Origin of the sequence: Cloacibacillus porcorum (assembly GCF_001701045.1) — a bacterium.
GTDB lineage: Bacteria > Synergistota > Synergistia > Synergistales > Synergistaceae > Cloacibacillus > Cloacibacillus porcorum.
The window spans coordinates 2,732,710-2,759,118 of sequence record NZ_CP016757.1; the positions used below are offsets into that span (position 1 = coordinate 2,732,710).

Below are 26,409 nucleotides of genomic sequence, written 5' to 3' on the forward strand. Positions count from 1 at the left end.
CCCTTACTTTTTGAGGCTTGCGGCAAGTTCTCCGAGGCTCTCAAGGATGAGTTCGCGGATCTCTTCTTTGCTCACTGTGGCTTCCGCCTGCTTGGGCTGCGGCTTCTCGATGAGGAACGAGGCGCCGTCGGCCAGGTTGGTCAGACGACCAAGGAAGAGACTGCCCTTACCGATGATCATCGCGCGGGTCATCTTGCCGGCGTTGATGGCGTCGGCGGCGTGCCCCATGAACGGCACTCCGGAGGGAATATGTCCCTGCGTATGGACGAAGCCTGTCATACCATGCTCTTTTGTGAACTTCACCATGTCGGCCTTTTCGATGGCCTTCTTCATCACCGCGAGGGCCGCGATCATCTTGAAGTTCGCCGTCGGCACGTCGCCCGCGCCAGCGGGAAGGGTGATCTCGGGGTTGTGGAGCTCCGGTGAGAATTTATCCACATCGGCAAATGTCAGTCCGACCTTCTGAAGCGGCTCGTAGGTGAGGACGGAGGTGACGGTCTGCGGCGAAGCGCCCGCGCCGACAGTATGCTTGCCGATCGCGTCTAGGCGGATCACAGGCAGGGTGCCGTCGTCGGGAACGATGAGGACGCCGAAGGAGCCGATGCAGTTTTCAAGGGCGGGAAGCTCTTTTTTGACGTGGTCGCGCGCGTTCATGTAAAGCTTGGGAATCGCGCCGCCCGCGATGACCGCGACGTTCTTACGGGTTCCCGCGGCGACCATCGAAGCGCCGGAGAGAACCGCGTTAACGGGGCCCGCGCAGAAGCCGCGCACGTCGCAGCCGGAGGAGTTCACGCAGCCCGCTATTTCGGCGATGGCCTTCGCGAAGTTGCCGCCGCCGCGCTGGTTCATGTCGCCGGCCGCCTCTTCCGAACATTCGATGACAAAGTCGATATCCTCGGGCTTCATACCGCTGTTCTGGATGAGGTGGAGCAGTGAGAGCACGGCGCTCGCCTTGCAGGTGATGTTCACCAGCAGCTCATAGGCGGTGAGGTTCGGGTCGACTTCGTGTCCCCTTCTCGCGCAGCCGACAACCTTGCCGTCGACATAGAGGGGCAGCGCGCCCGCGGTCTTGACTTCGTTCTCTATCTCAGCCGCGTCGTGGCCTGCCTCGAGGCGCGCTACGATATCTTCGCGCATCAGGGGGTGTTTGGCGATCTTTTCCTTGACGGCGGCGGAGAAATCCTTATCAAGCCAGACAAGGTCGAATACGTCGCAGATGTCGAGGAAGGCGATCGTCTCGTCTTCGGGCATGATCTCGCCGTATTTCCCGAAACGGATCTCCTGCGGCTCAAGGTTCTTGTACCAGGGCTGGGGACGCGTTTCAAAGTCCTCTATCTCCATGGCGCCGATGTATGTGAGGTTCGGAGCGTAGCTGGCCGCCTCGTGGTAGTTCTGCTGGTATTTGGGAAGTTCTTTGAGGAATTCTGAATCGGGGTGCGTCTCCCTCTCTACAAAGGGGGTGTTGCCGTACCAGAGGCCGAGCTCGGGTGTGTGGTTTAATGAATAGGCTGCCGCTTTGATCGCTGCGTTTGGCATTTTAATTACTCCTCCTGTTGGTTTGATCGCGTAATTTATCTCTGTTGACCGTATATAACTTTACAACAAACTCCATACTACCATATCTTAGGAGATAGTATATTTTATTTTTCCTGATATGTCTTTATGCTTATGAATAATATTTCACATACTCTGCCCCTTTTCCCGGTTAGAAAAGGTAACTTGGAATAAAATACCTGGAAATTACGCAAAAATCCGACCGATTTTTGCGGGCCTCCCATTCTGTTGTGGCTTTCCATTTTTGCCACTTATGCGGGCGGAGGCTTTATGATTTAAGGTTTTCCATATCCTTCAGCGAGAATGCCACCCAGAGGTCAAAGGCGTCTTTAAATTTCCAGGGGTCTTTTCCCGTCAAAGCTCTGATCTTTTTAAGCCTGTATTGGAGACTGTTCCGGTGAAGGCGCAGGCGGCGCGCGGAACCGCTGCTTGAAAACGGCGATTCGCACCACTCCATAAAGGTGTCCCGTATAGCTTTGTAGTCCGACCGTCTGTCGATATCCCGTAAGACCCTGGTGGTAAAATCACGCCGGGAGCTTTCTGACAGCAGCCCCAATACGGACAACATATCTCCATATGTCTTTATATCGTCATGGAGGTCATAGTCCTCTTCTCTATATTCGCATAGCTGACAATGAGACAAACGGTCTATTTTCATTATCCCCTTTCGAACAAACGCGGCCCCCGGTATCAAGCGCCTCTACTAGAGCCTCTTAAAAAGGCGCGGCCTGCGTTTTCACAGGCCGCGCCTTCAAATAGGGAGGAGGAATATCGGGGTTACCTTCAAAAAGCAGATAGCCAAAGAATGACAATTTTGTAACGGCCGCCAAAGCGCGCTCGCTAAATCTTCCTACAGCGGCGGAAAATTTTCTTCCGGCAAAGAAATTTCCCGTGCTGGCCATCCATCTAAAGGCTGGCGTTCGGCCACAAATATCCTCAGCAGGGGCCGCCCTTCCGTCAGGCTGCGGATTTTTTGTGCGGACAGCTCCTTCTTTACGAACTAAAGTTATTATACAGAAGAGAAGGAAAGCTATGTTTCAGTTTTTTACCACAAAAATGTCTCTATCGACGCAAACGGGGTTCGTGGCTGACGGCATAGGACAAAATCAGAGAAGCGCCTCCGGCATAATCGATATCTCCGCGACGGCGACGGCGCGCCCCTCAAGCTTCGGCAGGATATCCCCATTTTCACTCCGCAAAAGGCTCACGCCGTTCACGCCGCCGGGGTTCTTAACGCGAACATCCGGCCCCGTGCGTCCGGAAAGCCACGAGACGATCGCCGAGGCCACCGAACCGGTGCCGCAGGAGAGCGTCATATCCTCCACTCCGCGCTCGTATGTCATGATGTCGATCATATCCGCTTCGCCGCCCATGACGGCGAAGTTCACATGCGTTCCCTGTGGAAAGAGGTCCGATCTGCGGCGGATCGCGCGTCCGACCGGCGCGTACTCTTCAAAGCGGCGGCTCCTCTCGCGCTCAAAGATTACGCAGTGGGGGACGCCGACGGTGATAAAAGAGTATTCGAATTCATCCTCCCCCACGCAGAGGCGTCCGTCCGTGACCATGCCGCGAAGCGAAACAGGGGCGAGATCCATCGTCACGAGGCCACCGTCCACCACGGCGCGTACCATTCCGCCAAGCGTTTCGAAGGTCAGCTCTCCTGTCTTCGCTATCCCATAGTCCAGCGCGAAGCGCGAGACGCAGCGAGCGCCGTTGCCGCACATTTCACCCTCCGTTCTATCTGGGTTGAAGATACGCATTTTAAAATCCGCGGCGGCCGAGGGCTCCGCGACGACCAGTCCGTCGGCGCCGACCGCCTGCCGCCGGCGGCAGGCCTTTGCCGCAAGATTTGAGAGAAATTCCGTGTCATAACGCAGTGCCATGTTATCTAAGACAAGAAAATCGTTCCCGTTGCCGTTCATCTTAACGCACTCTATCATCTTATACTGCCCCCTCTGGAATAGCTTATACAGACCTTATACAATGGCTCTTTCCACAGCGGAAATCACCACACACTGAAAGTAAGAGATTTTCTCCGCTTTTTTACACATCTTTGAACGTAATCGGGACCTCCTGCCGGTATCGTCCTATGTCAGGAACTTTACCGCGGAGGCCCCATATATATCGTGCTATACGCTTTTTCTCCGAGCAGGCTAAATTCTCTCGGCAGCCGCCAACTTTACCGCAGTTGTGAAGACCTCCAGCGCCTGACGCAGCTCATCCGTCGGCGGATAGGTGGGCGCGATCCTGATTATGCTGTCTTTCGGGTCCAGTCCGTGGGGATATGTCGCGCCCGCCGGCGTCAGCTTTACGCCGGCTTCTTCGCAAAGGCGGACTATCTTTTTCGCGCAGCCCTCCGGCGCCTCGAAGCAGATGAAGTATCCGCCCTTCGGCCTGCCCCAGCGGACGAGTTCCAGCCCTCCGAGCTCGCGTTCCAGCGTCTGAAGCACAAGTTCAAACTTCGGACGCACGATATCCGCGTGCTTTCTCATATGCGCCTCCACGGCCTTTTTGTCCGGCAGGAAGCGCGTGTGACAAAGCTGGTTCACCTTGTCGTAGCAGACAAGCTGGTAGCGGATAAGGTCGGCGGCAAAGGCGATATTCGCGGGGCTTGCCGCCATCGCGCAGACTCCGCCGCCGGCAAAGGTTATCTTGGAGGTGGAGGTGAACATGAGGACCCGGTCCTCCGTTCCGTGCCTGAGGCAGGCCTCGTAGATGTTGGCAAGCTCGTCCCGGTCGCCGTCGTAGAGGTGGTGCATACAGTAGGCGTTGTCCCATATCAGACGGAAGTCCGGGGCCGCCGTCTCCATCGCCGCCAGGCGCTCGACCGTCTCGTCGGAATAGGTGAAGCCGGTGGGGTTTGAATACATCGGCACACAGATCATCCCGCGCACGTCAGGGTCCTTAGCCAGCCGCTCGACCTCGTCCATGTCTGGGCCGTCTTCACGGGTCACCACCGGAAGCATTTCAATACCGTAGGTATCGCAGATATGGAAATGCCAGTCATAACCGGGGACAGGACAGATAAATTTAATCTTCTCCAGCTTCGACCAGGGCGTGAACCCCTCCATCGGTCCGTTGATAAAGCATCTTTTGAGCGCGTCGGAGATCATGTTGATGCTCGAACTTCCACCGGCGAGGACCTGCTCCGCCGACACGCCGAATATTTCGGCAAAGAGGCGGCGCACCTCGGGTATTCCCTTGAATTCACCGTAATTGCGGACGTCCATTCCGTTCTCGCAGATAAAATTATTATCGTCCAGTGTGTGAAGCATCGGAATGGAGAGGTCAAGCTGGGCCGTATCAGGTTTGCCCCTGGACATATCCAATTTCAGGCCAAGCCCCTTCAGCTCCTCATATTTTTTACGAATTTCATTTAGATTAAGAGCGTTTTCCGACATCATATATTCCCCCTTGATCAGCCCGCCGCAGTTTTTCCGCGGCGGACGCAGATTATTATATATCACGCGGCATCGCCGCCCAAAAGGAGGCTCGCATCACAAATAAGGACTTATTTATTGACGATGTTGATACATTCGCCCGCTATATATGCCTTCGCGTTCGCAACGGCGCAGTCGATGATTCTCTGCCGGCATTCCTTCGAGGCCCAGGAGATGTGCGGCGTGATGATGCAGTTCTTGGCGTTAAGCAGCGGATTGTCTTTCGTGATCGGTTCCGAAGAGACGACGTCGACGGCTGCCACCGAGACCTTGCCGGAGTTCAGCGCATCCGCCAGATCCTGCTCCACCACTATCTGCCCGCGGCTGTTGTTGACGATTATCACACCGTCCTTCATTTTTTCTATATTGTTCTTGTTGATAAGCCCTTTGCTGAACGGATTCAGCGGCATATGCACCGCAATGACGTCGGAGGAGGCCAGCAGCGTTTCAAAATCGACGTAATCGGCCACGGCGCGGCCGGCGTTCGTGGGATAGGGGTCATAGGCCAGCACCTTCATACCGAGTGCGCCCGCGGTGGCGGCCGTGCGGGTGCCGATCTTACCGAGGCCCAAGATCCCCAGGGTCTTTCCGTCGAGTTCGATCAGCGGATAATCCCAGTAGCACCAGTCTATGTTGTTTTCCCATTTGCCGGCATGCACGGTCTCGCTGTGATGGCCTATATGGAGGCAGGCCTCCAGCATCAGCGCAATCGCGTACTGGCTCACCGCCGCGCTGCCGTATGTGGGGATATTGGCGACGGGGATGCCCTTTTCCTTCGCGTAGGCGACGTCGATGATATTATAACCGGTCGCCAGCATGTTGATGAATTTTACGCTCGGGCAGGCGTCAATGATATTTTTCGTGATCGGCACCTTTTTCGTGTAGACCAGTTCGGCGTCTCCGATACGCGCTATAACCTCCTGCTCGTCCGTCTGCGACGTGCGGTCGTATACGGTCAGATCGCCCAGAGCGCCCAATTCGTCCCAGCTCAAATCGTCTGAATTTACGGTAAAACCATCCAAAACGACTATCTTTTTCTTCTCCTGCATAACGTAACCACCTTCATATAATTTTTTATAAATTCGTTATCCGCGCCGCGCCTGCGCGCTGGCCGCGGTATGGCCTGTACTTGAGGACTAAACCAGCGTCAGCCTCTCGTGCGCCGCCACATGATCAAGAAGGGCCTCTGAGACCTCTATCGTTTCAAGCTCAAGTGTATTTTTAATTTTCACGATTTTGAGCCTATTCCTGTCGGCTCCCCTCGCCAGCTGGATCGCGAAGCGCAGCGCCTCATCCTCTGAGTCGGCGGTGATCGGGATCTTGGAGCCCTCCGGCGACTTGACGGCAAGCGCGTTGGCGTACATCAGAGGCAGGTCCAGCTTATTCAGGACTTTGCGCGTTATCACATCGAAGATGCCCACCCCTACGGCGTTGCCGTGAGATTCATCCGTGACGTCGAAAAGTACCATGCGTTTGATCTTCGGCACCGGCAGGACGAACTTTTTGAGCAGGAAACTCTTGCCGAGGATATTGGGATCAAAGCCGGAGCCGGAGATGTTTTTGCCGATCTCTTCGACTATCAGGACGTCGATGTCGGGGATCATCAAAGTCGGCATATTGTCCTTCGCAATCTTTACCAGCTCTTTTTCCCGTTCTATGATCTTTTCGGCGGGAATCGCCTCGATCATCGCCGTTTCATCGTAGGCGTTTTCGAGTATCGCCACGCCGAATCCGACGCTGGCGTGTTTCATTATCATCCCGGCGGCCTCGATCAGGATATCGGCGAAATTATCAAAATCCGCCTCGTGCACCGCGGTACAGCCGACATGGTTGCCGAGCCCGATGACCAGCATCTTGCAGACGCCGCTTTGGATATCCCCGACAAAATCCGTATGCAGCTTGACCCTGTTTATTGGCACGATAAGATCCGCTCCGAGCGCCGCGGAATCAAAGTAAACGTCTATTCCGCCCGACGTCCTGCCCAGGCGGACCACATCCACGGAGGTGACTATCTCGACGCCGATATTTTCCTCTGTGATGCCGTAAGAGGCGAGGACTTCGCGCTGGCCCTCCGGCGTTCCGCCGCCGTGGCTGCCCATGGCGGAAATGATAAACGGTTCGCCGCCAAGTTCTTTGATCTGCCCGATGACCTCTTTCACGATCTTCGCGAGATTTTTGATGCCCCGGCTGCCAACTGCGACGGCGACCTTCGCGCCGGGCTTGATCTTCTCTGATATCTCTTTTTTAGTGATCTCCTGTTTTATATGCGCCTCAATGTCCTCAAGCCGCGGTCTGGAAAAACTTTGCCGGACCCTGTGCATTTGGGGAAGAGGGTAGTTCAGCTGCTCTTCAAGCAATATAGGCATTTTTCATCCTCCTCGTAAGATAAGTATGCTGCCGCCCACCACGGGAAGCGCATACAGTTACAGGCGGTACTTGGCATAACGCCCGTGTACCGCCTGCCGCGTAAACGATGTGCGCCCGATGGGATATATCTGTCATGACGGCCCAGATATGCGCCATTCAAATTCAGTTGAGGCGGAGGAGAGCTTCGAGTATCGTTTAGGCGATACCCCTTCAAGCTTTGTGAAGGTACTGATAAAGTAACTCGTACTTAAAAAACCCACCATTTCCCCCGCAAGTTTCACGCTGTAACCGGCGCGCAGGAAATCCTTTGCCTTGAACACCCTCATATTGGTGATGAACGCCCTCAACGTGATGCCCGTCACGTTTTTAAAAGTGCGTCACAGCTGTGATTTGCTGATAAAGAACGTGTTGGCGAGATTTTCCAGCGAAAGGTCCTCCGCGTAGTGCTCCTGAATGTATTGGACGACGGGAAAGATCCTGTCAAGCGGCTTTTTGCTGCGTGGAAGCGAGGCCTCGTTTTTCGTCGACTCATACAGCGCATTGATGTGTATGAGCATCTCCGCCAGACAGATTTTGCCGTAGACCTCCTTCCCATAGTCGGAACACTCCGGAGAGAGGTAATAATCCAGCTTTTTGATCTGCTTCAGCAGCCTCTCCAGCTGATCTTCTCCGAGCTGGTAACGGTGATTGAAGTTTCGGTGATCCAGAAAACAGGAGGTGAGGTCAAATCCGGCGGTGGAAACACCGCTCACCTCATCGGCGTCGAAGTTGATCGCGTAGAACTGATAGGGCTGCTCGTCGCTGGCGCCGTCGCTGCGGTGAAAATCCATGTTGTTCATGACAAAGAGAGAACCCCGGCGAATGGGATAGACCGCGTTGTTGATGTACATTTTGCCGCCGTCGGAGAGGGTCAGCAATATCTCCATCCCTTTGTGAAAATGCAGATTGCGCCAATTCCACTGCTGGGTACGAAAAATAATAAACATCGTGACTCTCCCTTCATAGCTGCAATATTTTAAGCTGATAATATCATACATCAGAACCCGTTAAATGGATACTATAACTATATACGCGCACTTGTCCCCGACATGAGCTGTGAGGCGGAGAAACGTGCCCGTCCGAATATCTGAATCTACGTCTGCTCCGCCGAGCGGATATCGTGAACGCCATGCCGCGCCGTTACAGACGGGTCTTGAATATCATGCACGGCACAAGTATATTTCAATCTCTTTACCGGCTATTATTTTTTCAAGGTGCGTGATATGCCGGCAGCGCCGGCTCTGAAGCTATGGAATTGCACCGTCCTCCCCTACTCGAGACCGACGTCGATCCTTGCATCCTCCGCGCTGATTGAATCCGCCTCGATAACCACGTCCTTATCGCGGAAATATACGATGCCAAACACCACGACATAAGAGGCCAACAGCCAAAGGATGATGAACAGGCCGGTATGTGAATTCATCAGGCGCAGCTCTTTCAAAATCACCGCGAAAATTACGAATGCGATTAAAAACAGCCATCTGATATATTTTCTTTTCATGGTTTATTGTTTAAGCCTCCAATTCTCCGCCCTGTTCAAAATCAAGGCCCTCTTTTTTATAAGCGAGATAATTGAGCGTCAGGATGATAACGCCTCCGGCCAGTCCCGCAAAGGTAAGATCCCAACGCGGGCTTAAGGACAGCAGCGAGCAGACAAACAGGACGGCTCTGAGTACAAGATTGATCTTCGCGAACGCATACCCTTCAATGACCGCCGCAAAACAGACGACCGCAATCAGACAGCCGACGCTGTTGATGATAATATCCGCCGCAGAGCCGATCATGATCAACCCGGGATTATATACAAAGGTAGCAAAGACCAGTAACCCGGGAAAGCCGATGCAGAATCCCTTGACCGCCGTCTTCATCGGCCCGGCCTTGGCAATACCGGCCGCGGTGAAGGAGGCGATCGCCACCGGCGGTATGATATTTGAAAGCACACCCCAGAAGAGCGCGTACATATGAGCCGCCAAAGCGGGAACGCCCATCTGCATAATGGGGGGAATGACCGTTACAACCATGATTATATAGACCGCGGTGGTGGTCAGCCCCATGCCCAATATAACGGCCAGGACAGCCGCCAGAAGCAAAGCCAGCCACAGATGTCCGCCGGAGATGCTCACGATCTGCGTCCCTAATTTCAGCCCCACACCGGATAAGGTCGAAGAGCTGACGATGATCCCAGCCGCGGCGCAGGCCATCGCCGTCACGACCGTCGCCTTGGCCGCCGCTTCACAGACGGAGAGGATATTTTCGGCGCCGGGACGGCTGCTTTTTTTCAGGAAGCTGACGATGAACAGACCTACTATCGACCAGAAACAGGCGGTAGTCGCAGTGTAGCCCGAAACCAGGAAATAGACCAAGAGGCCGATGGGGAGCAGCAAATGAGCGCCATTCTTCAGGACGTCTTTTACGACCGGCATCTCCTCTTTTTTCAGAGGAGGGATTTTTGACTTGCGGGCATGGAAGTCCACGGCGGCGAAAAGCGCGAAATAGTAGCATAGCGCCGGGATGGCGGCAGCCAGCGCCACCGTTACATAGGAGAGCCCCAGATAGGCGGCGACGACAAAGGCGGTCGCCCCCATGATCGGCGGTGTGAACATACCGCCGGTGGAGGCGCAGGCTTCAACGCCGCCGGCATATGTACTCTCGTAGCCGACTCTTTTCATCAAGGGGATCGTAAATGTTCCGGTGGTCGTAACATTAGCGCAGGAGCTGCCGGAGAGCATGCCGAAGAAGGCGCTGCCTACCACCGCCGCCTTGGCGGGACCGCCGACCTTCGCGCCGAAGGCGCCAAGGGCAAGATCAGTAAAGGTGCGTCCGGTACCGGTCTCCTCCATGAAAGCGCCAAATATTAGGAAGAGGACGACAAAAGAGGCGATCGTGCCGAGGGGCATGCCAAAGATACCGCCCTCCTGCATATACATGTCCAGAACCAGTGATTTCAAACTTGTGCTCGGTCCGTAGAAAATCCAGAACATCTGTTCGCTGAACAGCGCCTGAAAGGTGAAGAAGATGGCGATAAGCACCATCGGCAGCCCCAGCGAACGCCGAGTGGCCTCCAGAACCAGAAGCCAAAGGATGACTCCCATACAGATGTCAGCAGTGTTGGGAGAGATGACCTGCCGTAATTCAAAGGCTTCAACATCCCAAAGATAGTAAATCTCCAACGCCAGACTCAACAGAATACACACGACATCGACAAGCGTCCATATACTTGGTTTATCGCTCCACGATTGGCGGCTGAGCGGGAAGAAGATGAAGCATAGCACCAATACGCCGGTCAAATGCAGGGATCTGTAAAAATGCGCCTCGGGATGGCCAAACATTCCGGCGTATAGGTGAAAAGCAACAAAGGCAAAAGATAATCCTACGATAATAAAAGCCAATACCTCTCGCGGGCCAAATTTTTTAGCCTCAAGCAGACAGCTGATGGCCGTCAGCGGACGAGCTTCTCCATTTTGTATCATTTATTTTTGTTCCTCCTTTTAACATACTTTCTTACACATCTAAAAGACGATAGACCGCAGGGAAACAGCTTCTCGTGTTGGAGAAAGCCGCTTCCCTGTCAATCATTTAGAAAAAGAGGCTCCTATTTTACTTTGATACCCTTTTCATTAAGATATTTCAGCGCACCGGGGTGAAGAGGTATGTTGGCTACCTTAGGAAGGTCCTGTGGGTTGCAGATTTTGGGCCAGCCCCTCGCCTCTGTCGCCTTAAAAGAATCCTTATAATAGCCGGATTCATAGATGGTTTTGGTGACGATATAGACGAAATCTTCCGGCAGGTCGGCGTTGCAGACGATGGTGGTGGGGATGGCGATGGTCTTGACGGGATAATTCTGCTTGTCATAGGTGTTCGGCTGCATGGTGGCTTTCACATAACCGGTCATCGAGGGATCGGCCAGCACCTTGTCGGCGTGCGCGTCGTCTATGCTGAGGAATTTAACTCCCGGCTGTATGATAAGGTTGACGATGCTCGGCATAAGTCCGCCATATGTGCCGATAAAGTCCATATGGCCGTCCTGCATCATCGTAGAGGCGTCATCCCATCCAAGGGACATGACCTCTCCGCCCGCGGCTTTAATGTCGTTGAATGACATGCCGTAGGCCTTAAGGAGCGCCTCAATCATCATCCTGTCGGTAGACGCGAGCTTGCCCCCGTTTACCTTCTTGTCTTTCAGCTGGCTGAGATCTTTGATATCGGATTTTTCGGGAACGATCAGCTGCGCAAGCATCAGCTCCTGGGTTCCGACCAGACGCAGATTCGTCAGCGGCTTCTCGTAGGGCGCCATTCCCTTATAGGCCAGATACTGGTTCTGCGCGGTGGTCAGCGTCAGCACCATCTCTTTGCCCTCGTGTACGGCGGAGACGTTAAAGGCGCCGCCGGTGGACTGAACGGAGCAGGGAGCATTTATGCCGGCTTTTTTCAAAGCTGCTTCCAGCTTAGAGGCCAGAACGGCGGAAGCGGGATACCATATGCCTCCAGGGAATCCCGTGCCGATTTTGACAAATTTAGGATAAGCCGGCGCGGCGGCTACCGTGCTGCAACTGAACAAAAAAACACTAAGGCAAACAACAAACGCGGCTGCTAAATTAATTTTTGAACGAAACATATTTTCTTCCTCCTTATTTTCCCGTACTGCCAGCAAAATTCAAACCTGCTTGCGCCTTTACATAAACGTCGTCTTCCGCCGGCATCTCCCCTTTCAAAAAATCGCTCCGACGCCTCTCGGTATATCTCTATCCGGCAGCGCCGCCCTACATTTGGGACCGTTATTTTCCCATCTTCACAGCATTGGCGAAAGTGGGCTTTGCCACAGCAAAGCCCACTCTTGTGATTTTAGAAGAAAGTCTGTTCAGTAACGTCCGTGGAGACCGCCTTAAGGGCGCGCTCGACGAGACTTTTCTGCATCGCCTTCTGCTCCTCGGCTGTAAGCAGGGGATCGCTGAAGGGAGATACAAGCCCGTAACCGGGAACTATACGGTTCGCCCCGGTGACCTTGGATACGGAGACAAGGTTTGTGACATGCACTATGGGGAATCCCGCTCTGTCTATCTCTTTTACCATCGTTGCACCGCAACGAGTGCAGCTTCCTCAGGTACTGACAAGGACTACGGCGTCGACCGCCTCTTTCTTGAGCGCTTCGGCGATCTCTTTGCCCATCCGGCGGGCGTCCTTGAGGGTGGCCAGGTTGCCGGTGGTCGAGTAGAGGGTGTTGCAGAGCTCGCCGATCACACCGGCTTTCTCAAATTCCCTGAAGGAAGAGAGCGGAAAGAGAACCTCCGGATTGGCGTTGACAAAGTCGGTGTTGATGCCGCAGTGGACGCTGTAGAAGTCTCCCTTTACAAGAACATCCTTGCCGGAGACATCGTAGGTCGCCCATATGGAGCAGGTGCCGCCGGGAATGCGGTCAGGGTTGCCGAGGGGAACAAGTCCGCCGGTGCTGACGAAGGCGACCTTGGCCTTGCTGAGATCGCCGACCGCCTTGGAGGGAACGACGTTGTCGCGCGGCTCAATCTTCAGTTCGGTCTCGTAGGGCTGACCTGAGAGTTTGGCAAGAAGCATATCGACGGCGCGGTCGCCGGCGGTCTTCTCCGCAAAGACCTCTTTTCTGATGCCGTGCGGGAAGTAACCCTCGGCGTCGGCCCAGAGTATCTCTTCGCCGGAGATCATCTTGTTGACGATGCCGGCCATCGCGGCGGCGTCCTGACGCATCTTGGCTGCGCTAGCGCCGCCCTTCATGATATAGAAGGGTTCCTCTTTGAACATCGCCACGCCGGGGTTTTCCTCGTGCATGCTGGTAACCGCCTGCACGCCATATTTTTCGTGCGCGAATCTGCATATTTCGCCGCAGCAGACGCCGTAACGTCCGGCGCGGAAGGCGGGTCCGGCGGCCATGATATCGAACTCTTTACCTTCAAGGAAGGCGGCGATGCGCTTCAGCGCCTCGTCTTTGTGGCTGGCCATAAAGTTGTCGCCGCAGATGATGGTGTGCGTAACCTCGGCATCTTTCAGAGCCGCCTTAAAGGCAAGCGCCGGACCTACAGGCCCCTCTTTGATGACAGGCTCAAAATCAGCCTCGTTTTCTCCGCCGACGCCGCCGAAAAACTGGTTGGCATAGAATATAATCTTTTTCATTTATTTATCCCCCCATACGATATATCTGAGCTAGTATTCCTTCACGGTCTTGGTCGTGAAACCGGCGCAGTTGGTGCTGTCCACAATCATGCAGCCGTTTACGATCAGAGAACCGTCCGGGCGCAGGCTGGGGCCGTATTTCTCGTGAGCGGTCCACGCGGCGTGATAAAAGTCGCGGGTCACGGAGGCGAGATCGCCGATCACGTTCTTCATCGGCGGGAATTCAAAGACGGTGCCGGAGTCGCCGGTGGAGACGATGGCGTCGGCGATGGGGTCGAGCATCGATTTGCCGCTGTGCTCCGGAGTAAGTCCCACCGTCTTGATGCCGCGATGTTCCAGCTCGGAGCACATGAAGAAGAAGTCGACGTCGTAGTTGCTGCCGCCGGCGACGGAGGCGACGATCGCGCCGTCAAGCTTCAGCAGGGAGGCCAGCTCGCCGCCGGCAACCTTTACCGTCTGCTTGAAGTGGTTGGGCACGTCGACCGCGAAGGGAACAACGCCGACAAAATTGATAGTCTTGCCGTGTTCCTGATAGAGACGTTTGATTATCGGCCAGTTCTGATAAGTATAGGTGCAGTAGCCCTCTCCGTAGAGGCCGCCCTGGTTGGTGATCTGTCCGTCGAATACAGCGTTGGGGTGCATAAGGAAGGGCAGCATGTTTTCGCAGTCGATACCGAAAATTCTCTCGTTAAAGAACTTATCCTTGCCGACCTGAGCCTTGATCTGGAAGAAAAGGGCGACCCTCGGAAGCCCCTTCTTCTCCGCCTCTTCGGCACCGGGCTCAAGCTCGTAGCATTCCCAGTCTTCCGGCTCCTGGTCTTTCAGCGAAGCGGCCACATAGTCCGCCAGATAATGGGCGGCCATCTTCAGCGGAGCCTCGTTTCTGAAAGGCTGGTCTAGCTTTGTGGGGTTGACCAGTTCCGCGTATACCACAAGGTTCACCATCTTCGCAAAGATGGAGTGCTCCGCGCCGGGGCCGCTCATATCAAGCATGCCCTCGGCCGCCTGCGAGTATTTACCGCAGGCGATGACATTGATGCCTTTCATCGCGTAGAGGTCGCCATCGCCGCAGCTTTCGATCGTCAGACCGCCGGTCACGCCGGGGAAGGTGGCGCGTCCATCGGGACGGAAGCGTGGCTCCAAACCGACCTTGCAGGGCAGAATGCGGGTCTCGTCACCGGGATGGACAATATATATCTCTATGTTCTTCAGTTCTTTGTCCGGGTCCAGAGAGGCGATAGCTTCACCTTTATTGATTGTGAGCACGCCGTTTTTGAATGAGGTCTTTTCACCAAATACGATGTCCTTAACATGAAAATTACCTATTCTCAGCTTTTTCGTATGTTCCAAACTCTTCACACTCCCAGCATTTTACATGAAATACTTTCAATATGCCAAAGCTTAAACCTTAAGCCTAAAGAAACGCCTCTCACACCAGCAAAACAATAAGCGGCAAGATAGATATAATCCCGCGTCGTCAAGCGCTTTTTCAATTTAGAATGCAATGGTTTTCGGTATGGCGTCAGTGAGGTCTTCAGACAGAGGCAGGGCTCTCATTCCGAAAAACAACTTCTCCGATGTGAATTGGGCCCAAATCTCCATCGAGATACGGAATAGTTCCTGCCATGTAGTCTTAGACAGTTCATCACGTACTTTGTAAAATAGTCATCCATACTGCGGTCTTATGCCTAAAACCGATGTTCGGCAACAGGCGGCACATATTAGCAAAGACGATCGCGACATTCCGTTATTGATTTATAAAGGTGCGAAAGAGCTTTTCTTCTACGAACTTCGCTAAGTTTACAGAAAAAGAAGGAACCCGTGTTTCAGTTTTTTACCTTAAAAATATCGTAATCGACGCAAAAATTTACACAGAGGGTAGATTAAAGTTAGGTTGCCGATCTTTCTCCAGCACCTTTCTGAAATATTTTGAAGGGCCTATACGGCCTTCAAAAGTAGGTATAAGTCTCAAAAATCTGGAGCCAGCCGCAAAAATCTTTCGTATAAAACAACGGGTGGGAGCTGTATTTTATGCTCAGGCACGAATACCAAAAGGGATGTTTGGCTGATTAGCCGTGAAGGCGCAAAGAGAGATAAAATACCCGAAAAACACAAATATAGTAGCAGTACATCAAAGGTGGGGCGCTGCGGAATTAAGAAATGAGATACTAGGCTGTCAGGCTGTTATGAGAAAACGTTCTAATTTTAGCCGTGTAACGCGAAGTGCAATATCCTTGAAAAATCGGCGGCGATTTTGAGTGGGAACATCGTATGTCAAAGATAAAAAAATAGAGGGGCGGCAAGAAACCGTCCCTCTATTTTTTTATTATTTAACTATTAAAATACTGTCTGCTCCGATATCGGCGTCTGGAGGGCCTTCATGGCCTTGTCCAGGATCGCGCGGCGGATCTGCTTCTCTTCCTCGGCGCTCTTGCTGATGTCTCCGAGGGGATAGGGGATGGCGACCGCGGGAACTATGCGGTTCGCGCCAACCGTCTGCGAGATCGGTACGATCGTGCAGATGTGTACCACGGGCATTCCAAAGGCTTCGATCGCTTTGACCATCGTTGCACCGCAACGAGTGCAGGTTCCTCAAGTGGAGGTGAGGATCACGGCGTCAACTCCGTCTTTCTTGAGCTGCTCACCAATGGCGGTGCCGAACTTCTTCGCGTTGGCAATCGATGTTCCATTGCCGACGGTCGTGAAGAAGTATCTGTAGAGCTTTTTGAAGACGCCCTCTTTCTCCATCTCGCGGAGCACGTCGACGGGAAGCACTCTGTTGGGGTCAGTGTTGGCATAGGTCGGGTCGTAACCGCCGTGCGCCGTCGCGTAATGCTCGCCGTCAGCCGTCTGTACACCTTCGATATCGTAGGTGCCGAACTTCATCGCGCTGGAGGCCTCGATGTGGTCGGGGTTGCCTTTCGGGACGATGCCGCCGGAGGTGACGAGCGCGATCGTCGCGTTTTTAAGGTCTTTAATCGCCTCGCCGGGGGCTACGCGGTCAAAGCTGGGCATCGGATATTCGGTGGTGAACTCTTCGCCCTTGAGCTTCTTGACGAGCATCTCCACCGCGCGGTCCGCGCCGGGTCTGTCCTGGAAGAAGTTGACGCGCACGCCGCGGGTCATGTAACCGGCCTCTTCGGGCGAGCCGGGGTTGCCGTTCGTCTCAAGGACTTTGAGGACGAGCTTCGCCATCGCGGGAACGGCCGTCTTGATACCGCGCGCGTTGTCGGCTGTCGGGACGATGAATACCGACTTCTTGAACATATCCGCGCCGGGGTTCTCCTCGTACATACCGGAGACGGCGGGTATGCCGAGCTTCTTCTGTACCGCGTCGGCTACGCCGCCGGCGGCGGTGCCGTAACGTCCGGCGTTGAATGCGGGGCCGGTGACGACCGCGTCGGGCTGGAAGGCGGAGATGAGCTTGAGTATCTCTTCGGTCGCCGATTCCATGTTCTCCGCGTAGTAGCCGTCGCCGCAGATTACCGTGCCGACGACTTCGGCGGCGTCGCCGAGTTCGTGGGCAAGGGCCATGCCGGGTCCGACTACGCCGGGGCGTGACTCGGGCTTGGTGTCAGCCTTCTCTTCTCCGCCGATACCGGCAAAGAACTGATTTATGTAGTGTACGATCCTCTTCTTTGTCATTGTCTTTCGTCCTCCTACCAGGTTTTGGCGCTGAGGGGGTTAAAGCCCAGCTCGCATGTCGCGCCTGTGATAGCCTGCAGCTCAACCTCTATCGACCCGTCGGCTCTGAGCGAACCGTCGAAGCCACCGGCTATAACGTCCGTGTAGTCCGTAAATCCGATCAGTTTTTCCTGCGGGGGCAGTACGACGATCATGTTCGCGTTGCCCGCCGTTACCACCGCGTCGGCCTCTTTCGTGGCGTCGGCGAGCGACTGGCTCGCGCCGTCGCGGCCCGCGTATTCGTCGGTGATGAGCGCCGTTCTGATACCGGCCTGCTCCGCCTTGCGGCAGTTCATGATAAGGTCGGCGTCGGGATTGCCGAAGCCCTCTTCGCTGATTACAACGCCGTCGACGCCGAGCATCGAGGCGAGCTTCACCGCGTACGAAGAGCTTCTCTGCTTGTCCATCAGCGTGACGTTCTCGTTTGTGATGATTACGCCGATGAAGTTGATGTCTTTTCCGTGGCGCTCATAGAGGCTGCGGATGACGGGGTTGTTCTGGTGGACATAGGTGCTGTTCTTGTCGCATGCGGAGACGCAGTTGCCGGAGACGATCGCGCAGTCCATTGTCTCATTGGGGTGGATCAGCGTGGGGATAATCTTCTTCGCGTCCACGCCGTAGACGTAGGTGTCATGAAGAAGTCCCTGAGTCTGGAGCATGTAGATGTAGGCAACCTTCGGGAGTCCGGGATAGGCTTTCATGGCCTCCGCGAACGAGGGAAGCTCGTAGGGCTTTGTCTCATCTACGGCTGCGCCAGCCTTCCAGGCGGCCTCCGCGACGTAGAGCGCGGCGCGGAATCCGGCAAGGCGGCAGGCTTTCTCATATTCGTGGGGCTCGATGCCTTCGACGGGCTCGAACACGAGCACGGCGTTCATCGTCTTTGAGAAGGGGGTGTATTTCGCGCCCTCGCCGCTCATGTCGACGATGCCTTCCTGGAATCCGACGATGCGTCCGCAGGTGACGACGGCCGCGCCGTCAAGGACGAAGGTCTTTCCACTGCCAACGGTGTCAACGCCGCTGAGCATGCCGGGGAATACCTGACCAACGCCCTCCGTCTTGTAACGGGGCTGGATGGCGTCTTTGACAGGGCAGATGCGGACCGATTCGCCGGGACGCGCGAGGTCGGCGTTCAGGGTCTTAAAATGCTCTGTGTCCGAAGCCGCTGCGAGGAACTCTTCTTTGTTGATCTGAAGGGTGCCGTCGGCAAGAAGGGCGGTCTTGTCGCCCCATGCGATGTTCTTAACTTTTGCCTTCTGCAGTTCGAGTTTCATAATGATCCTCCTTGAGTGATTTTTGAGGGAAATAGCGCGCTGTAAATGTCTATCTGTTTACCGCTTCCGGGTACCGTCTCTCCGGAGGCGTTAAGACCGAATATTGATGGAAGGTCTCTTCCAGCAAAATGAAATCAAGATAACGGAAGTCGTTATCTATCCTCTCCGCGAGTTCGCCGGGGCGCATAAGCTTCGGCGAGCTTTCAAAGACTCTGATCGCGTTTTCAATGAGATCGAGCGACTGCAGGTCGATGGCTCCGCCCCTCGAACAGTCCTTCTTAAGGATCAGGGAGCGGTAGGGCTGCTGGTTCGGCTTAAAATTCCCATAGAGGGGATTGGCAAGCAGCTCCCAGCCAAGGTGGATGAGATCGCGTCCGGCATATAGGACATCCAGCGCGCCTCCGTCAAGGTAGTCAAGCGACTGTACATGACCTTTGAGATTAGGGTTGTTTGAGATGCATACATAAGAATACGAGAACAAACCCATAGGACACCGCCTTTCTGGCTAATATCCTCTGTTTTCGTCCTCGCCTGTTTTTGACGTGTCCAGAGTGCTGTCCGGCGACAATCCTTATGCCTGAGAGTTTCAACCTTATGGTCTTGCCCCTTCGGCGCCCATAGTTAAAGTGGACGGGTCTCTCTTGCCGCTTTCATTCAGCTTGACCTTAGTATATCAAGAGCAAAATTCTTGTCAACAGCTTTCGAAGGTATTTTGTGATATTTTGCACCAATATTATCCTATTTTTTATACTATAGCATAAAAAAAGCGTCTCTTTTTTGATAAAAGAGACGCTTTTTTATTTTTCAGAACAACGGAAGTGATGTTTTTACCATTTAAGCCCCGTGATGAAGATGAGTCCGATACAGACCGGCGCGACGACGCGGCACACCCACAGCCAGGCCGTGTAGAACGGGAAGTCGTGCTCTCCGAAGTTCGTGACTTCGTCCTTAGCGCCCTTCGTCCAGATCCAGCCGACAAAGAAGGATGTCAGCATCCCTCCTACCGGCATGACGGCGTTGTTGGTGATAAAGTCCATCGCGTCAAGGAAGTCTTTGCCGCAGATCTTCGGGAAGTGGCCGCCGACGGAGAGGGCGGAGGGCACACCGAGCAGCGCGATAGCTATGCCCATGACGACCGCCGACTTTGCGCGTGACCAGCCGAGTTCGTCTATCGCGAAGGTGACGACGACCTCAAGCAGTGAGAAGGCCGAGGTGATGGCGGCGATGAAGAGCAGCGCGAAGAAGGCGAAGGAGAAGAAGGCTCCCATCGGCATCTTGGCGAAGACGATCGGCAGCGTGACAAAGGTAAGTCCCGGCCCGGCTCCGGCGTCGACGCCGAAGGCAAATACCGCGGGGAAGATGACAAGTCCGGCCATAATCGCGACACAAGTGTCGAGCAGTACGATAGTACTGGTCATCTTTGGCATATATTCGTGTTTGCCGAGGTAACTGCCGTAGGTGATGATGATGCCCATCGCCAGGGAGAGCGAATAGAACCCCTGCCCGACCGCCGCCAGCACACCCTCTCCCGTGAGTTTTGAGAAGTCCGGCAGCAGGTAGAAGCGCAGCCCCTCCGTCGATCCCGGCAGGGTGACGGAACGGATGATGAGCAGTATCAGAATAAAGAATAGCGCGGGCATGAGGATCTTGCAGCTTCTCTCGATGCCGCCGCTGATACCGCGGTAGACGACAGAGATGACAATCGCCATGACGACGCCGTGATAGGCAATCGCCTGCAGGGGATCGGAGACGAAGGCGCCGAAGACGTCTCCAGCCTTGCCGGCGGCCGCGGCCTCCATCAGCCCACCGAATGACTTAAACATGTAGGCGAGAGTCCAGCCGGCGATGACAGCGTAGTATGAAAGAATGACAAAGCCGCAGAAGAAGCCCATCCAGCCGACTATCGGCCATGCTCCGCCGCCAAGTTTTTTGAAGGCCCCCACGGAGTCAAGTTTCGCCCGGCGGCCCATGGCAAACTCCGCCAGCATGAGCGACGATCCGATGATGATAACGATGGCAAGGTATACGAGAACGAAGGCGCCTCCCCCGTACTTACCGGTAATATATGGAAAACGCCAGATATTTCCAAGCCCGACGGCGGAGCCGGCGGCGGCCATGATAAAGCCGAATCTGCTCCCCCACTGCTCTCTGTTTCCTGAGTTTCCTTCCACAAAAACCCTCTCCTCTCAAAAGTATGCCGACTTTTGAATTTAATTTATAAGTTCGTTTTTTATTCGGCTTTATCTATATATCATAAATTGATTTCTAAAACAAATGTCAGATAAATTTATTTTATGTCTTTCTGCCGTTTATTTACCCTTTTTTGCAAAAGTCTTTATATTTCCCTACTTTGTTATTTACTAAAAAAAGCCTTTTTACCCATAACGAAAGCAGAAAAAATAAACCACGCATATTTTATATTGTATGCGTGGTTTATTTTTATTATTGAGTTACCGCTCTGTTTATCCTTACTATATCAAGGGAACGTCCCGTCTCCGCATCTATTTCTATGACGGCCCCCTGGAACTTTACGTTCTCTTCGGAGACCTCAAATTTACACGGCGTCCCGGTAAGGAATTTCGGAAGCACTGATTCCGCCGTCATGCCTATCACGCCTCCGTGGCCGCCGGTCATACCGGCGTCGGAGAGAAAGGCGGTGCCTCCAGGAAGGATCTCTTCGTCCGCCGTCTGAACGTGCGTATGAGTTCCGACTACGGCGGAGACCTTACCGTCAAGATATACGCCGAGCGCCCTCTTTTCGGAGGTCGCCTCCGCGTGGATGTCGACGAATATCGCAGGTACGGGGCATTCGGCGACCAGCCTCTCGGCCGTCTGAAAGGGGCAGTCAAGGGGCGGCATGAAGGTGCGTCCCTGCAGACAGAGAACGGCAAGCCTTTCGCCGTTTTTCTCGTAGACGGCGTAACCGCGTCCGCGTGTGCCCTGCGGATGATTCGCGGGGCGCAGCACGGCTTTTTCGCTGTCCAGCAGGGGAACAAAATCCTTCTTGTCCCAGACGTGGTTGCCGTTCGTGAGGATGTCGATACCGGAGGAGAAGAGCTCTTTCATCACCTTTTCGGTGAGTCCGAAGCCACCGGCGCTGTTTTCCCCGTTGGCGATGATGAAATCAAAACCGCCGTATTCTTCCTTAAGCCTGGGGATCTCCCGGGCCGCCGCTTCGCGGCCTGGGCGCCCCATGATATCGCCGATGAATAATATGCGCACGGGCAGCGCCTATTTCGCGTATTCCACGGCGCGGGTCTCCCTTATCAGGGTGACCTTTATCTGCCCGGGATATCTGAGCTCTTCCTCGATCTTGCGCGCGATATCGTATGCGAGCTTCTGCATCTCGCCGTCGTCAGTGACGGTGGGAGCCACCGCCACGCGCACTTCGCGTCCCGCCTGGATCGCAAAGGCCTTGCTGACACCCGAGAAGGTCTTTGCGACCTCTTCGAGTTTTTCAAGGCGTTTCACATAGGCGTCGAGGCTTTCGCGGCGCGCGCCGGGACGTGAGGCGGAGACGGCGTCCGCCGCCGCTACGAGTACGGCGTAGATCGTCAGAGGTTCTTCGTCTTCGTGGTGCGAGGCTATCGCGTTCACGATATCGGGGCTCTCGCCGTAGCGTTTTGCCAGGTCGGCTCCGATCTTCGCGTGCGTACCCTCTATCTGGTGGTCAACAGCCTTGCCTATATCATGTAAAAGCCCTGCTCTGCGGGCCTTCAATTCATCGAGTCCCAGCTCAGCCGCCATCACGCCCGATAGATGCGCCACTTCAAGGCTGTGGGCGAGGGCGTTCTGTCCGTAGCTGGTGCGGTAACGCAGTTGTCCGATAATTTTTGCCAGTTCACCATGCATGTTTTTGATGCCCGTTTCGAGAAGCGCCTCTTCGGCGGTCTCAAGAATCTGGACCTGAACGTCCTTCTCCGCCCGCTCTATTATTTCCTCTATGCGGGCCGGGTGGATCCTGCCGTCGACGACCAGTCTCTCAAGCGAGAGGCGGGCCACTTCGCGGCGTACGGGATCAAAGCTGCTCAGCGTGACGGCCTCCGGGGTGTCGTCGACGATGAGGTCGACTCCGGTGAGCGTTTCAAAAGTCCTGATGTTGCGGCCTTCGCGTCCGATGATGCGCCCCTTCATCTCGTCGGATGGGAGATTAACGACGCTTACAACCACGTCGGATGCGAATTCGACGCTGCAGCGCTGAATGGCGGTCGCGATGACCTCCTGCGCTTTACGGTCAGCTTCGCGTTTCGCGCGCTCTTCAAGCTCTTTGAGACGCAGCCCGATCAAATGGTTCGCATCGGACTCCACCTCGGCAAGAAGCTGCTCACGCGCCTCTTCACGCGTCAGCTGGGCAATCTGTTCCAGCTTCGCGATTAGTTCCTGTTCCTGCGCAGAGAGCCTGTTCAGCTTTTCCTGCACATGTTCGTTGCGGTTCTTAAGTTCTTCTTCTTTGCGGCTGATGTTCTCAATCTTCTTGTCGAGATTTTCTTCCTTCTGTTCCAGACGGCGCTCGGAACGCTGGATTTCTCCGCGGCGTTCTTTTGTGTCGCGGTCAAGCTCCTGTCTCAGCCGGTGTATCTCTTCTTTGCCCTCGGCGAGAATGTCGCGCTTCGCAATTTCGGCCTTCTTAGTGGCCTCCTGTATAATGCGCTCGGATTCCGAAAGGGCTCCTCTGAATTTTTTTTCTTCGCTTTTTTTGTGATATGTAAAACCTACCAGGGCGCCTACGGCGAGTCCGGTGATTATACATAGTACAGCTGTGGTAAATTCCATTTTCCTTTCACCTCATTATTCTTTTGTCATGGTCCATTTTAAGTTTTGTTTGTCAGACGTAAAATTATATCAGATAAAATCAATAATGAATTTTATGCCAACGTCTGGTATTGTACATAAAAAACGTCTCTTTCACAAGAGGTAGGTTCAAAGCCTCCAAGCGCCCCATAAAATCCTCCGCGCGGAACGCAGACGCTACCGCGCTGATGACCGGCAGACGCTGAGCGCGGCAGTAACTTTCCTGAAATCTATCGGCTTAACGATATACTCGTCAATGCCGGCCTCCTGTGCCAAACGGATGTCCTCCTCAAAGGCGTTGGCGGATAGCGCGATTATCGGCGTTCTTTTTCTTCCGCCAATCTCCAGCGCGCGGATACGGCGTGAAGCCTCAAGGCCGTCCATCACCGGCATACGGATGTCCATCAGGATACAGCCGTAGTATCCCCCCGGCGCCTCGGCATATTTATTGACGGCCACAGCGCCGTTATCCGCGGTATCGACAAAAGCACCTTTGAAAGTCAGGAAGGATTTCGCGATCTCCATATTAATTTCGTTGTCTTCGACGAGAAGAATCCTCATACCGCGAAGATTATCTATGTCAGCAACGGCTCCGGAGAGCTGTTCTTCCGCTCCGCAGCGGAGCGGCTCCCTGTCGGCTGCCAGCACAGGCAGCATGACCTCAAAGCTGCTCATCTCACCCTTTTTACTGCGGACGGAGACCGTGCCGTCCATCAGCTTCACCAGGCTGTAGACGATGGCAAGGCCAAGTCCCGTACCCTCGAGGTTCCTCGCCCCGCCGGATTTTTCCTGCTCAAAGGGCAGGAAGAGTCTCTCCATAAATTCCTCCGAAATACCGCAGCCGGTATCGGTCACAGAGAATAACAGTTTCGTATATTTACCGTCTCGTCCGCCTTCCTTCACCGAGAGCGTGACCTCCCCGCCTTGAGGCGTGAATTTAACGGCATTCGTCAGCAGATTAAGCAGTATCTGATGTATCTTCGTCACATCGCCGTCATAGGAGTCACACACATTTTCCAGCCCCGTGCAGCGGTAGGTGATGTTTTTATCCGCAACCTGCGTCTCGATAATCTGCCAAAGGCCGCCGAAGAGTTCTTCGAGTTTGAAGGATTCGATATCCAGGCGGATCTTGCCGCTCTCGATCTTCGACATACAGAGGATATCGTTTATCAGTGAAAGCAAATATTTTGACGACTGATCTATCTTCTCAAAGCAGTTTTTTACCTCCGCCAAGTCGTCGATACGCATCTGGCCAAGTAAACTCATGCCGATTATCGCGTTCAGCGGCGTACGTATGTCGTGGGATACCCGTGAAAGGAAATCCGACTTAGCCTCGCTGGCCGCCTTCGCGGATTCCAGGGCGTCGCGCAGCAGACTATCCTGCCGCAGCTTCTCCGACTTCTGCACATCCAGCACCTTGATGACGCCGATCCCCATCAAATCCTCGCCCACCGGATTGTCGACGTGGATAAAGGTGAATGATATCCAGTGATATTTGTCGTCTTCTCCAAGCTGCCGCAGCTCCATGCCTATCTCGTCACAGCCGCCGGAGACCGCCTTTATGATGTTGGACTGCGTGAATTTTTCGCGGAATTCCGCCCGGTCGTCGGGGTGCAGCGTCTCTATGACATGGTCGAAGAGCTCTTCGTAGGTAATATCCGACGGAAGCCTGCGGATATAGCCGTCGTCTGCTGTGAGGGTACACCTTCCCTTTGTCAGGTTAACCGTTGAAATGACGTTGTTGCTGACCATCAGCGCACCGCTGAGAAGCCTGTTTTCAAGCAGCTGTCTGTTTTCCTTCTCTATCTGGATCTGCCTCTCCGAGGTAACGTCGATTATTATCGCCTGGATGGTCTCTTCATCATACTCGTTACGCAGAGACTGCAGATGGACCGATACCCACCTCTCCCTGCCCCCAGCCGTTGGAAAACATATTTCAAACTGCCGCGGGCCGTCGCCGACGAGAGAGTCAGCCAGGCCGGGTACGGCAATGATCTTTTCACGGAGTGAGCGAAGATAGGAGGTAGTGCCCTCTCCTCCGCCGGCCGCCTCAAATATACTTCCCGCCTGCAGGTTCGCAGAGAGGATATCGAACGGTTCACGGCGGCGCAGCTGGATTATCCCGCATGGCACGCTCTGGTACAGCTGCTGCAGCTGGATCGCCTGGCGGTTCAGCGCGCGGCTGACATCCTGTATCTCCCGCGACTGTTTCTCAAAGGCATCCTGAAGGATCCGGTACTGCTCTTTTCCGTAGGTCTCGGGGAAAAGTTCGTCCTCCTCAAGCGCGTCATAGGCGATGGAATGGTGAATGTGGGCAATCTTCAGCGAACCGTCGGCCTTTCGGCGGTAGACGATCGTGCAGCGCTGATATGAGCTGAGAACGAATCCGTCCTCCTGGCGGCTGTTGAACTCGCTGAATCCCTCGCATATATAGTGTCCCTCGCACAGCTTGCAGTATTCATATCGCTGGTTTTCAAGAATAACGGGAAACGAGTCGTCCCAGTGATCAAGAAACCATCTGCTGACCGCTTCACGTCCCTCTGCCTTCTGCTTTCTGCCCCCGCCGATCCAGACCACGTCGTCGTCAAGGTACGAGAGGAGAAAATACAGGTCGTTTTCGGTAAAGTAACGATTCAATATCTCTCTTGTAAGGCCGATTACTTCTTCTCTTTCGTCGGTCATCTTATCGATATGGCGCGCCCAAAACTGCGGCGACCATCTCTCCTTTCTCCGGCGGCTGCCGGCCGGCGCGAATACCTTACGCCAGAAGGCGCGGTACCGGGAATTTTTATTTACGAGGCCGCCAGTTCGATCCAATGTCAGCGTATACAGGATATTTTACTGGCCGTTAAGCTTTTTCTCGACGTTTTTTATGATATCCAGATAGCCACCGTATGTCAATTGACGGGAAAATCAGTACATTGAGGGGCAACACACGATACAGGAATAAAAGGGGAAAGACAGAGGGGAGGGCGCGCGGCGGCGTTATAAAAAAATAAACGCCGCTGTGTCCAGGTTGACCGGATTAGGCTTACGAAAAGCCGCCGCCGTAACTCTGGACTTGGTATGCGGGCGCAAGCGGCCCTTATCTGCGGCGTTATCAATAACAGTGTGCGGCCGTA

20 protein-coding genes, 1 pseudogene and 1 riboswitch are annotated in these 26,409 nt (G+C 54.4%); all 21 genes and pseudogenes read right to left on the reverse strand.

The genetic code is table 11. The features are described from left to right. Positions 1–3: 3 nt before the first annotated feature. Entirely contained in the window at positions 4–1,536 is a 1,533-nt protein-coding gene (gene grdC / locus BED41_RS12430; protein WP_066746833.1) for a glycine/sarcosine/betaine reductase complex component C subunit beta, read from the reverse strand. A 286-nt stretch (positions 1,537–1,822) separates the two neighbouring features. Continuing rightward, complete coding sequence (locus BED41_RS12435) at positions 1,823–2,212, reverse strand: PucR family transcriptional regulator (protein ID WP_157102352.1); 390 nt, start codon at positions 2,210–2,212, stop codon at positions 1,823–1,825. 55 nt (positions 2,213–2,267) lie between these two features. Then, positions 2,268–2,456 carry a hypothetical protein gene (locus tag BED41_RS12440; protein WP_066746839.1) on the reverse strand — a complete coding sequence of 63 codons (189 nt, stop codon included), beginning with the start codon at positions 2,454–2,456 and terminating at the stop codon, positions 2,268–2,270. A gap of 204 nt (positions 2,457–2,660) precedes the next feature. Then, a complete protein-coding gene (gene dapF / locus BED41_RS12445) occupies positions 2,661–3,494 on the reverse strand; it encodes a diaminopimelate epimerase (RefSeq protein ID WP_066746848.1) in 834 nt (277 codons plus the stop codon). A 213-nt stretch (positions 3,495–3,707) separates the two neighbouring features. Beyond that, positions 3,708–5,021, reverse strand: a complete 1,314-nt coding sequence (locus BED41_RS12450) for an aspartate aminotransferase type Ic (RefSeq protein ID WP_229712308.1) — start codon at positions 5,019–5,021, stop codon at positions 3,708–3,710. 44 nt (positions 5,022–5,065) lie between these two features. Continuing rightward, positions 5,066–6,043 (reverse strand): D-2-hydroxyacid dehydrogenase, encoded by a 978-nt coding sequence (locus BED41_RS12455; RefSeq protein ID WP_066746851.1) that lies wholly within the window; start codon positions 6,041–6,043, stop codon positions 5,066–5,068. A gap of 87 nt (positions 6,044–6,130) precedes the next feature. Next, positions 6,131–7,360 (reverse strand): nickel pincer cofactor-dependent isomerase, group 22, encoded by a 1,230-nt coding sequence (locus BED41_RS12460; protein WP_066746854.1) that lies wholly within the window; start codon positions 7,358–7,360, stop codon positions 6,131–6,133. A gap of 132 nt (positions 7,361–7,492) precedes the next feature. Beyond that, positions 7,493–7,726, reverse strand: a pseudogene (locus tag BED41_RS16215) (helix-turn-helix domain-containing protein); the annotation flags it as partial. Positions 7,727–7,738: 12 nt separating this feature from the next. Next, positions 7,739–8,347 (reverse strand): AraC family ligand binding domain-containing protein, encoded by a 609-nt coding sequence (locus BED41_RS12465; RefSeq protein WP_066746856.1) that lies wholly within the window; start codon positions 8,345–8,347, stop codon positions 7,739–7,741. Positions 8,348–8,670: 323 nt separating this feature from the next. Beyond that, positions 8,671–8,823: a hypothetical protein gene (locus BED41_RS12470; protein ID WP_157102353.1), complete on the reverse strand. Its 153-nt coding sequence runs from the start codon at positions 8,821–8,823 to the stop codon at positions 8,671–8,673. Between the two features lie 88 nt (positions 8,824–8,911). Next, the gene (locus tag BED41_RS12475; protein ID WP_066746860.1) at positions 8,912–10,870 is read right to left on the reverse strand and encodes a TRAP transporter permease; all 1,959 of its coding nucleotides are present in this window, start codon (positions 10,868–10,870) and stop codon (positions 8,912–8,914) included. 122 nt (positions 10,871–10,992) lie between these two features. Beyond that, positions 10,993–12,015, reverse strand: coding sequence for a TAXI family TRAP transporter solute-binding subunit (locus tag BED41_RS12480; RefSeq protein ID WP_084002448.1), 1,023 nt, complete (start codon positions 12,013–12,015; stop codon positions 10,993–10,995). 227 nt (positions 12,016–12,242) lie between these two features. Beyond that, positions 12,243–13,541: a glycine/betaine/sarcosine/D-proline family reductase selenoprotein B gene (locus tag BED41_RS12490; protein WP_084002449.1), complete on the reverse strand. Its 1,299-nt coding sequence runs from the start codon at positions 13,539–13,541 to the stop codon at positions 12,243–12,245. 30 nt (positions 13,542–13,571) lie between these two features. Beyond that, complete coding sequence (locus tag BED41_RS12495; protein ID WP_066746869.1) at positions 13,572–14,891, reverse strand: glycine/sarcosine/betaine reductase component B subunit; 1,320 nt, start codon at positions 14,889–14,891, stop codon at positions 13,572–13,574. Between the two features lie 987 nt (positions 14,892–15,878). Next, complete coding sequence (grdB, locus tag BED41_RS12505) at positions 15,879–17,186, reverse strand: glycine reductase complex selenoprotein B (protein ID WP_084002451.1); 1,308 nt, start codon at positions 17,184–17,186, stop codon at positions 15,879–15,881. 14 nt (positions 17,187–17,200) lie between these two features. Then, positions 17,201–18,496, reverse strand: a complete 1,296-nt coding sequence (locus BED41_RS12510) for a glycine/sarcosine/betaine reductase component B subunit (protein WP_066746877.1) — start codon at positions 18,494–18,496, stop codon at positions 17,201–17,203. 49 nt (positions 18,497–18,545) lie between these two features. Continuing rightward, positions 18,546–18,983 carry a GrdX family protein gene (locus BED41_RS12515; protein WP_066746881.1) on the reverse strand — a complete coding sequence of 146 codons (438 nt, stop codon included), beginning with the start codon at positions 18,981–18,983 and terminating at the stop codon, positions 18,546–18,548. A gap of 68 nt (positions 18,984–19,051) precedes the next feature. Then, a riboswitch (glycine riboswitch) is annotated at positions 19,052–19,150 on the reverse strand. Positions 19,151–19,323: 173 nt separating this feature from the next. Continuing rightward, entirely contained in the window at positions 19,324–20,667 is a 1,344-nt protein-coding gene (locus BED41_RS12520) for a sodium-dependent transporter (RefSeq protein WP_084002452.1), read from the reverse strand. Positions 20,668–20,938: 271 nt separating this feature from the next. Beyond that, positions 20,939–21,718, reverse strand: a complete 780-nt coding sequence (locus tag BED41_RS12525; RefSeq protein ID WP_066746884.1) for a TIGR00282 family metallophosphoesterase — start codon at positions 21,716–21,718, stop codon at positions 20,939–20,941. 9 nt (positions 21,719–21,727) lie between these two features. Beyond that, complete coding sequence (rny, locus tag BED41_RS12530; RefSeq protein ID WP_066746886.1) at positions 21,728–23,269, reverse strand: ribonuclease Y; 1,542 nt, start codon at positions 23,267–23,269, stop codon at positions 21,728–21,730. A 195-nt stretch (positions 23,270–23,464) separates the two neighbouring features. After that, positions 23,465–25,969, reverse strand: coding sequence for an ATP-binding protein (locus BED41_RS12535; protein ID WP_168160276.1), 2,505 nt, complete (start codon positions 25,967–25,969; stop codon positions 23,465–23,467). Positions 25,970–26,409: the final 440 nt, after the last annotated feature.